The following is a 2,944-nucleotide window of genomic DNA, read 5'->3' as shown; positions in this document are numbered from 1 at the left end:
TGAGCGCCTGGGCCGCGGCCGCTGCCCACGCGTCCGGCGTCCCCGCTCCCTTGGGCAGGGGCTGGTCGAGGACGGACCGAGCGGCTCGGGCCGCGGCGAGCGAGGCGATGTGCGAGTCGGTGGCCATCGAGACGCCGTCACAGACGACGAGCACGGCGCGGCTGCCCGCGGTCTCGGTCGCACTGAGCGCCATGGCGTCCTCGTTGCGCGCGTGCCGCTTGCCGATGTCGCACACGCCGGCAACCCAGGCCGCCGGCGCCTCGACGTAGTGGTTGCGCGGGTCGGGGGGCGGCGTGCCGCAGTGGTCGCAGTAGCCGTCGACGATCCGTCCCTGGCCGCAGGCCTGGCAGAGCTGTTCGGCCGACTCAGTGGCCTGGGTGGGGTCGGCGTGCGTGGAGCCGCTGGCGACGGCTCCCGTCCAGCCCACATCGAGAGGCGACTCCTCGCCCGGAGGTGCCGTCTGCGGGGTGGCTGGCGACACCACCGGGTCGTATGCCGCTGGGCTCGCCCCCGCTGCAGCCGTCCTGGGTGCCAGGTCGGCTCCACAGGCCTCACAGAAGCTCGCGTCAGCGGGGTGCGGAGTGCCGCACGCCGGGCAGGTGGCCGCGGTGCCGGCGACCGTGGGGTGTGCCGGCGAGGTCGGCAGGGGGGCATCGGTCACCAGAGGCTCCAGGGTCGGACGGTGTTGGCTTCGTCGACGAGCACGACGCGCTCGGCGGAGTCGGGGGTGCGGCTGGCGAGCTCGCGGAGGGCCTGCTCGAGGCCGACGCGGAGGCCCGGCTCGGTGGCTCGGTGGGTCCCGAGGTGGACGTCCGGGTTCGCGCCGTCCTTACGCACGTTCTCGAGCGCCTCGCGGTAGATGTGTGTCGTCACCTCGGCCCGGCGGCGTGCCGTGAGGGACGTGTCGCTCAGGGTGCGCAGGGCCGCGGCGAGGTCTGGCAGGCCCCGGTTGGCGCGGGCCAGCAGCTCGGCCAGCCCGGCCCGGGCCGTCCGGTAGGCGCTGGAGTGGGTCGGGACCAGCTTGTAGGCGGCCACGGCCCCGTCGACGTCGCCCCGGGCGGCCCGGATCCGGGCCAGGCCGAACGCGGCCATCGGCACGTACGTCGAGTCGGTCCGGGCGCAGGCGATGTAGAGGTTCTCGGCGACCGCGTCGTCACCGGCCTGCTCGCTGGCGTGAGCCAGGGCCAGCTTCGGTGCGAGCTCGCCCGGGACCTGCCCGTAGACGGCGTTGAACGCGGCCTGGGCAGATTTCGCGTCGCCGCGCTCCAGGGCGGCAAGGCCCTGGATCCAGACGGCGCGCCACTCCCACGGGTCGTTCGAGAGCAGCTCGCTCGCGGACTTCTCGGCGAGGTCGCGGTGTCCCATGCTGAGGGCCGTGCGGGCCAGGTCGAGGAGCACTTCCGCGGTCCTGGCCGGCGCCTCGCGCAGGACCGCGAGGCGCTGCTCCGGGTTGCCGGTGACAGCGTGGAGCCAGTTCGTCTGCGGGTCATGCGGGTCGCGCCGCAGGTTCGGCAGGTTGCGCCAGTCGTCAGGCTCGTCGCCCGGTGTCGGGGCGTCGAAAAGGAGCGACCCCACCGTGGTCGTCGCCGCACCCGAGCCCCGGTCGATGGCGACGACCTCGCGAAGCACGCCGATCATCTGCGAGCGCAGCTCGTCGGCGGACACGAAGCGGTCGTCGCGGTTCGGGGCGCAGGCCTTCGAGACGAGCCGGTAGAACGAGTCGTACTTCTGGAAGATCGGGCTCGAGTCCTGCGGCGGCAGGCTGTTGAGGTAGGTCGACTGGTAGCCGCGGAACTCCATCGTGAGCACGACGAGCGTGCGGCCGATGGTGTAGATGTCGGAGGCGACGGACGTGCCGAGCTCAGCCACCTCCGGCGCCTGGTAGCCGACGGTCCCGAAGATCGCGGAGTCCTCGTCGTCGATGCGGCGGACCCCACCGAGGTCGATGAGCTTGACCTCGTCGCCGACCTGGATGATGTTGTCCGGCTTGAAGTCGCAGTAGGCGAGGCCGAGGTCGTGGAGGTACTGGAAGGCCGGGAGGATCTCGAGGATGTAGGCGAGGGCCTGGTCCACCGGCAGGGGGTCGTAGAACCCGGCCTTCTGCATCCGCTGCTTGAGGATCGACTTGAGTGACGTGCCGCCGACGTACTCCATGACGATGTAGCCGGCATCGTCGTACGTCACGAAGTTGTAGATCTCGACGATGCTCGGGTGCGAGACCTGCGCCAGGAACCGCTGCTCGGCGATCGCGGCGGCGAGGGCGTCCGGATCGGCCGAGTTGAGCAGGCCCTTGAGCACGACCCAGCGGTCGGACACGTTCTTGTCCTTGGCGAGGTAGATCCAGCCGAGACCGCCGTGGGCGAGGCACCCGGCCACCTCGTACTGGCCGGCCACGAGGTCGCCCGGCCGCAGCTTCGGATCGAACGAGAAGGGGTGACGGCAGTTGGCGCAGAAGCCGGTCGTGCGACCGGGCTGCCCGTCACGACCGCGGCCCACGGCCTCGCCGCACTTGGGGCAGAACCGCTTGCCCTCCGGCACGACCGGGTTGGTGAGCAGGGCCTTCTCCGCGTCGATCGTCGGGGCGGGCCGGACGGTGGTGATGCCGCCACCGAGCCGGGCGCTGCGGAGGCGCTGGGAGCTCCCGGTCCGGCGGGTGACGACAGATCCCGTCTGACGCGCCCGCTTCGAGCCCAAGGCCGCCGAGGCGAGCATGCTCGACGCCGCCGAGCGGGTGGACAGCTCGGGACCGATGCCGGCCGGCCGTATCGCCGTGGAGTCGACGACCTGGACGAGCTCCTCCTGGTGGGCCGGCGTGCCGCACACGTTGCAGTAGCCGTCGGCGATCGTGCCCGTGCAGCCGGGCTGGGCACAGCGAGTGCCGTCCGGCACCGTGGCGAGGGCGGCGTCCGGGTCGGCGGCGGGAGCAGGTGGCATGGCAGCCGGC

2 protein-coding genes are annotated in these 2,944 nt (G+C 72.4%); both read right to left on the bottom strand.

Annotated features, from left to right (window positions below; genetic code table 11):
- Positions 1 to 661 (bottom strand): zinc-ribbon domain-containing protein (locus VIR15_RS09815; RefSeq protein ID WP_331927294.1); only part of this gene is annotated, 661 nt, incomplete at its 3' end.
- Positions 658 to 2,944: serine/threonine-protein kinase (locus tag VIR15_RS09810; protein ID WP_414654950.1), on the bottom strand; the 2,287-nt coding region annotated here is incomplete at its 5' end. The genes VIR15_RS09815 and VIR15_RS09810, both read right to left, overlap by 4 nt.

Origin of the sequence: Intrasporangium sp., from assembly GCF_036566125.1 — a bacterium.
GTDB lineage: Bacteria > Actinomycetota > Actinomycetes > Actinomycetales > Dermatophilaceae > Intrasporangium.
Note: the sequence above shows the minus strand (reverse complement) of the source record. Positions and strands in the feature narration are given on the sequence as shown.